This window comes from Pedobacter sp., from assembly GCF_045628745.1.
In the GTDB taxonomy this organism is placed as follows: domain Bacteria; phylum Bacteroidota; class Bacteroidia; order Sphingobacteriales; family Sphingobacteriaceae; genus Pedobacter.
Window position 1 is genome coordinate 1 of sequence record NZ_JAZQPU010000464.1, and the last position, 7,340, is coordinate 7,340.

General features: G+C 41.8%; 5 protein-coding genes. 4 read left to right on the forward strand and 1 reads right to left on the reverse strand.

Features of this window, described 5'->3' with window-relative positions; translation table 11 throughout:
• The first annotated feature begins 61 nt into the window (after positions 1-61).
• The 3 genes from ACR2F7_RS16645 (at position 62) to ACR2F7_RS16655 (ending at position 6,067) form a co-directional block, all read left to right on the forward strand.
• Positions 62-1,147, forward strand: a complete 1,086-nt coding sequence (locus ACR2F7_RS16645) for a LacI family DNA-binding transcriptional regulator (protein ID WP_432714666.1) — start codon at positions 62-64, stop codon at positions 1,145-1,147.
• A gap of 249 nt (positions 1,148-1,396) precedes the next feature.
• Complete coding sequence (gene nagB, locus ACR2F7_RS16650) at positions 1,397-3,316, forward strand: glucosamine-6-phosphate deaminase (RefSeq protein ID WP_432714667.1); 1,920 nt, start codon at positions 1,397-1,399, stop codon at positions 3,314-3,316.
• 81 nt (positions 3,317-3,397) lie between these two features.
• Positions 3,398-6,067, forward strand: coding sequence for a glycoside hydrolase family 78 protein (locus ACR2F7_RS16655; RefSeq protein WP_432714668.1), 2,670 nt, complete (start codon positions 3,398-3,400; stop codon positions 6,065-6,067).
• A 29-nt stretch (positions 6,068-6,096) separates the two neighbouring features.
• Here the strand turns inward: ACR2F7_RS16655 and ACR2F7_RS16660 are convergent, their stop codons facing one another.
• Complete coding sequence (locus ACR2F7_RS16660; RefSeq protein ID WP_432714669.1) at positions 6,097-6,549, reverse strand: META domain-containing protein; 453 nt, start codon at positions 6,547-6,549, stop codon at positions 6,097-6,099.
• A gap of 355 nt (positions 6,550-6,904) precedes the next feature.
• Between ACR2F7_RS16660 and ACR2F7_RS16665 the strand changes: the two genes are divergently transcribed.
• Positions 6,905-7,340: ThuA domain-containing protein (locus ACR2F7_RS16665; RefSeq protein WP_432714670.1), on the forward strand; the 436-nt coding region annotated here is incomplete at its 3' end.

Here is a 7,340-nt window from a genome sequence, read left to right on the forward strand (position 1 = left end):
AAAAAGAGTTGAGCAGCTCTGTTTACTATTGCGTATATTTCGCTGCCCTCAACTCAATTGAATGAAAGACAAAAATATCAGAATTATAGACATTGCGATAAAGGCCAAAGTATCTGCCGGAACGGTAGACCGCGTATTACATAACAGGGGAAAAGTGTCTGCAAAAGTGCAGGAGAAAGTGCTGACCATCATCAAAGAGATGGGTTATGAACCTAATATGATGGCCCGTGCTTTGGGTTCTAAAAAAACCTACCGCATTGCAGCTTTAATTCCTGATGAAGTGTACGATCCTTATTGGTATGGCCCTACAGCAGGTGTTCTTGAGGCCGAAAAAAGCTTAAACCAATATGGCTTAGCGGTACAGACTTATCTCTTTAACCCAGATAAGGTGAGTTCTTTTGTAGAAAAAGCTGCTGCTGCCACAGCCAGCTCCCCGGATGGCATTTTGTTATCCCCCATATTTTACCGCGAAGCACTTCCTTTTTTTGAGCAGTGGAAAGAACAGGCTATACCCTTTGTGCTCATCAATACACAGATTTCCGAAGTCGATCCATTGAGTTATATCGGACAGGATTCTTATAAAAGTGGCTGTTTAGCCGCCAAACTCATTCAATATGGGCAACCTGATCCTTGTGCAATCCTCATTGCCCATTTTAATGAGGAATTGTCCAATTCTGCACACCTGGAGAAAAAAGAACAGGGCTTTAGGGATTATTTTACAGAAAATAACTTCCAGCAATCTTACCAGCTGGTCAAAGCCGAATTCATCAGGTCAGATGCTGCTGCTTTTACCATACAAATGGATCAAATTATAGCGCAGCACCCCAATTTGAAAGGTATATTTGTATCTACCTCTAAAACCTATAAAATTGCAGCTTATTTCGAGCAGCGTAATATCCACCATATCAAACTTGTTGGTTATGATCTTATCCCTAAGAACCTTCATTTCTTAGCAAATAATTTCATTAGTTTCCTGATCAACCAAAACCCAAAAGGACAAGGCTACTGGGGTTTACATACCCTTGCAGATCATTTGATCTTTAAAAAGGAAGTCAATAAGGTTAAATACCTGCCCCTTGATGTAGTCACCAAAGAAAATGTCATCTACTTTACCGAGGAGCAACCTGATGTAAACATCTTTTCTTAACCCTTTACTCCATCGCCAAATTCAATAAAATCCAAAATATAATATAAATGTGTGCGCACACATTTATATTATATTATATTTGTGTATCATATATTACAAACTGTATGCATACATCATCTCCTGATAAAATTTCCCGGGATACCTTATCCCCCGACAATTACTTCTGCTTAGAAGGCCATATTGATAAACAACCATCTCTATTAAATAGCTATTCACAATTATTTTTATAATAAGATTAACCAAAACTAGATGAAAAGATTAAATCTTCTTGAAGAAACAAGATTTGAAAAGGTACCTGTTCGAATCTATGCAGATCAATTTACGGCTTCTAAAGCCATAGCAGGTAGAATTGCAACGTTGATCAAGAAAAAACAACAAGCTGGTGAAAATGCAATTTTAGGACTAGCTACCGGAGCAACGCCCATTCATGTTTACGCAGAATTAGTTCGTTTACATCAAGAAGAAGGTTTAAGTTTTAACAACGTAATAACATTTAATTTAGATGAATATTACCCAATGCAGCCTGATGCTGAGCAAAGCTACGTGAGGTTTATGAACCACCATTTGTTTAGCCATGTTGACATTAAACCAGAGAACATCAACATTCCCGATGGTACGCTTGCCAAAGATGACATTGCCGCTTTTTGTATTGCCTATGAAAGAAAAATAAGTGAACTTGGCGGGCTTGACTTTCAGCTTTTAGGTATCGGTCGTACAGGCCACATTGGTTTCAATGAGCCCGGTTCTGCACCAAACTCTGGTACTCGCTTGGTTACCTTAGATGATTTAACCCGTATTGATGCTTCCAGAGACTTTGGTGGTAAAGCCAATGTTCCAGAAAAAGCAATTACCATGGGTATCGGTACTATTTTCAAAGCCCGTGAAATTATCCTGATGGCATGGAGCGAAAAGAAATCGGAGATTGTTAAAAAAGCAATCGAAGGAAATATCTCTTCCGATGTGCCTGCTACTTATTTACAGTTGTCTGATCATGTAGAATTTATCCTTGATCAGGATGCTGCCACAGCATTAACCCGTTTTGATACGCCATGGTTGGTAAAAGATTGCATCTGGACAGAACAATTGATTAAAAAAGCGGTCATCTGGCTGGCTACAACTTTAAAGAAACCAATTTTAAAGTTAACCGAAGAAGATTATAACAATAACGGCATGTCGCAGCTGGCTACTCAAAAAGGGCCTGTATACGACATCAATATCCATGTATTTAACGTTATCCAGCATACCATTACCGGCTGGCCGGGTGGTAAGCCTAATGCCGATGATAGCCAACGCCCGGAAAGAGCGCTGCCTGCTAAAAAATCGTCCATTATTTTTTCTCCACACCCTGATGATGATGTGATTTCCATGGGCGGTACCTTTATCAGACTGGCAGATCATGGCCATGATGTACATGTAGCTTACCAAACTTCGGGAAATACTGCCGTGTGGGATGATGAAGCTTTACGCTACCTTGAATTTTCTATCGACTTAAATAAACGTTTAAACATAGATTCTTCAACGCTTTTAGCGCTTTACGATGAAATGAGGGAGTTTCTTAAAACCAAACAACCTAACCAGGCAGATACACTACCTATCAGAACCATTAAAGGGACCATCAGAAAAGGTGAAGCCACTGCAGGTGCAAGATATGCTGGTTTGAAAGATGAAAACATCCATTTCCAGGACCTGCCTTTCTATGACCGTGGCAAAACACAAAAAAATGTATCTTATGAAGATGATATTGTGCAAACCATGGAGCTACTTAATAAAGTAAAACCACAGCAGGTATTTGCTGCCGGTGATTTTGCTGATCCGCATGGTACACACAAAGTATGTTTTGACATCATTTTACAAGCTTTAAAACGCTTAAAAGAAACTGAAGAATGGGTTAAAGACTGCTGGTTTTGGTTATACCGCGGTGCATGGCATGAATTTGAAATCCATGAAATTGAAATGGCAGTACCACTTTCGCCACAAGAAGTGGAAAGAAAAAGAATGGCCATCTTCAAACACCAGTCGCAAAAAGATAAACCTGTTTTCCCTGGCGATGATGAAAGAGAATTCTGGGTAAGGGCAGAACACAGAACCAGTGAAACGGCAAAACAATATAACCTCTTAGGTTTGGCTGAATATGAAGCCATGGAAGCCTTTGTAAGGATGAAATTCTAAACAACATTAACAGCCACCCTTAAAAAGGTGGCTGTTTTCATTTTGAAGCATATATTTCTCATATTTAGGGAAATATTTATCATGAAGTGGAAATCATCTCTTATCTCCTGCATACTTTTCCTTGTTTTTTCTTCCATTTATACTGATGCTAGTGCTATCGTAAAGCCTTATGCACTGCAGTGTGAGCATTTGATAAGCCCCATTGGGGTGGATGTTAGCCATCCTCGTTTATCATGGAAAATGGATGACCAGCGATTAGGGGCAAAGCAAACTGCTTACCGTATTTATGTGGGCAATGATTCATCGATGGTGAAGGCCAAAACAGGAAACTCCTGGGATTCTCAAAAGATCAATGCAGCCACCAGCTTAATCACCTACCAGGGAAATGCCTTGAGGCCTTTCACCAAATACTATTGGATGGTAGAGCTTTGGGATCATCAGGGTAGGAACAGCACAAGTGCAGTGTCCAGCTTTGAAACAGGCATGATGGGCATGGAAAACTGGCAGGGAACATGGATCAGCGACGGCAACAACATCATTCATCGCCCTGCACCCTATTTCAGGAAAGTATTTGAGCCTTTTCGTAAAATCAAATCTGCAAGAGTTTATATAGCCGCTGCGGGTTTATATGAGCTTTATTTAAATGGAAAGAAAGTGGGGAACCACAGACTCGACCCCATGTTTACCCGTTTCGACAGGCGCACCCTTTATGTTGCTTATGATGTAACTGCTGCCTTGCAGGAAGGCAAAAATGCCATCGGTGTTTTATTAGGTAACGGTTGGTATAACATGCAATCTTTAGCCGTATGGAATTTTGATACCGCCCCATGGAGGGCTCGCCCTGCTTTTTGTCTGGATCTCCGCCTCACTTATGAAGATGGCACAACGGAAGTCATCACCTCTGGGCAGGACTGGAAAACACATTCTGGTGCGGTTATTTTCAATAGCATCTATACCGCTGAACATGAGGACCGGCGACTGGAGCAGCAGGGCTGGAATACGGTTAATTTTGATGACAAGCAGTGGAAAAATGCTAGACTCCGTGCAGCTCCTGCTACACAAATTGTAAGTCAACTGATGCATCCTATCCGAAATGTGGAAACGATAGCGGTGCAAAGCCTTAAAAAAATCAATGATACCACCTACCTGTTTGACCTGGGCAGAAATATTGCCGGCGTAAGCCAGCTAACGATAGAAGGTGCTGCTGGCACAACGCTCCGTTTAAAACATGGGGAACGCCTAACGGCCGATGGTCGCTTAGACCTTTCTAATATTGATGTTTATTACCGCCCTAAAGATAAAAGCGATCCTTTTCAAACCGATATCTTTATTTTAAGTGGCAGGGGAAAGGAAACCTTTATGCCTAAGTTTAACTATAAAGGTTTTCAATATGTGGAGGTAACCAGCAATGTGCCGGTGCAGCTCTCTAAAAATAGCCTAACCGGGTATTTTATGCATAGCGATGTGCCTGTAGCAGGAAAATTAAAATCCTCTAACCCATTGCTGAACCAGTTGTGGGCAGCAACAAATAATTCATACCTCAGTAATTTATTTGGCTACCCCACAGATTGTCCGCAACGTGAAAAGAACGGCTGGACCGGCGATGGTCATTTCGCCATAGAAACGGGCCTTTATAACTTCGATGCCCTCACCATTTATGAAAAGTGGATGGCCGACCACCGTGATGAGCAGCAGCCTAATGGCGTTTTGCCGGATATCATTCCTACTGGTGGCTGGGGCTATGGCACCGACAATGGAACCGACTGGACCAGCACCATTGCCATCATTCCGTGGAATATCTACCTTTTTTATGGCGACAGCCAATTGTTGCAAAACAACTATGGCAACATGAAAAAGTATGTTGATTATATTACCCGCAGAAGTCCTAATGGCTTAACTTCGTGGGGCAGGGGAGATTGGGTGCCTGTAAAATCGCGCTCTCCTTTAGAATTTACGTCTTCAGTTTATTATTTTGTTGATGCCACCATCATGGCAAAGGCAGCGAAGCTCTTTGGCCAAACGGGCGACCAGCGCTATTATACAGCCCTGGCAGAAAAAATTAAAAAGGCAGTAAATGACAAGTATTATAACCCGCAGACCGGCATTTATGGCAATGGCCTGCAAACAGAGCTGAGTGTTGCCCTGCAATGGGGCCTGGTAGCAGATTCTTTAAAAACAAAGGTAGCCGCCAATCTCGCACAGCGGGTAAAAGCTGATGGCATGCACCTTGACGTGGGTGTTTTAGGTGCCAAAGCGATTTTAAATGCGCTAAGTGAAAATGGACAGGAAGAAATAGCCTACCAATTGGCCGTTCAAAATACCTACCCTTCCTGGGGTTGGTGGATTGTAAATGGAGCAACCACACTTTATGAAAATTGGGATATCAAAGCCGCAACAGACATTTCCCTGAACCACATGATGTTTGGCGAAATTGGTGCCTGGTTTTTTAAGGGCCTTGGTGGAATACTGATAGATGAACAGCATCCCGGTTTTAAGCATGTGCTGCTTAAGCCTCATTTTGTGAGCGGTTTAACCTATTTTGAAGCTGAACACGAGGGCCCTTACGGTCCCATTCTTTCTTCATGGAAGAGAAAAGGTGAAAAAGTTGTTTATGAGGTGCTGGTGCCGGCAAATTCAACGGCCACCGTGTATTTCCCTTTAAAGGACGGTCAGCACGCTTACCAGGGAAATAAAGCCGTTTCAGACACTTTAACGATTGAAGCCGGGCATTATCAATTTGAAATTAAATAATCGCACGCTGTTAATGCCCGGCTGTTTTTTTATTTTGCTTTTTTAAAGGTCAGCAGCTGCTCAGCCTTACCCAGGTAAAGGTATTCTCCCTTTACCTGTAAAGGCAGCTTTTTGCCCGAAATGGCACTCAGGTATTCAGTTTCAAGGCTCAGCGCCTCGCATGCCATTTTGGTAGACATCAGGTCGCTAAAGGTAATGCTGTTTTGTTCAAGCGCTATACTACCCGAATAACGGTTGCAACCCCCGTTACCAAAAACTTTCGATTCACTTAAACGCAATTCTAGCGTTGGTCCGCCATTTTTATGTGATGCAGGATCAACCTTTTTGCTGCCTATACTTTGCAACGTCCAGGTGCCATTACCGATAAGCTCAAGGTTAGCACTTGATTCGGTTGGATTTACAGCGCTTGGTTTTTTCTGATTGGCCGTACTGCAGGCAAATAATAAAAGTATCAATGAAAGCAGTGGAAGGTATTTTTTCATATGCTATTGTTGTTGTATTTTGTTTAAGCCCTGTAGGATTTACAAAATATGTTTTAAAGCGAATTTACAATTATTTATGTAAGTAAAAATAAGGTGTAGGGTTAGGGTACAGTTAGGGGCAAATATAGGTGAGTCCACAGTGAGTCCACCATGAGTCCACGGTGAGTCCACCTTATGCCAAACAAAGGGTGGACTCACCCTGGACTCATGGTGGATTGGAGGCGCTGTCATTACAAGTTATCAACAAGCAGACCTCTAATTAGCTCACGGTTTTTTTTATCCTTTTCGCCATAATTCCTGCTAAATATGCTATCTTGAAGGAATATTTATTAAAACCTGACCAGCTATTTCACCTATGACACAAAGCACAATGAAACGCAGCACTCTATTTCTCTTTTTCTTTCTGCTGTTGAGCATGTACAGTATAACAGGCATGGCCCAACAAAAAAACAAAGTTCTTGTTTTCTTTAAAACCAGTGGATTCTATCACCAATCCATTACTGCGGGCAAGAATGCGTTGCTGCAATTGGGTAAAACCAATGGTTTTGACGTGGATACCACCAAAGATGCCAGCCTCTTCAATAAGCAAAATTTAAGTCAGTATGCTGCAGTGGTGTTTCTGAATACCACAGGCGATGTGTTAAACGATAAACAGCAATTGGCTTTTGAGCAATACATTCAGTCTGGAAAAGGCTTTGTAGGCATCCATGCCGCCACAGATACAGAATACGACTGGCCCTGGTATGGTAATTTAGTGGGTGCTTATTTTTTGTCACATCCTAAAATTCAGG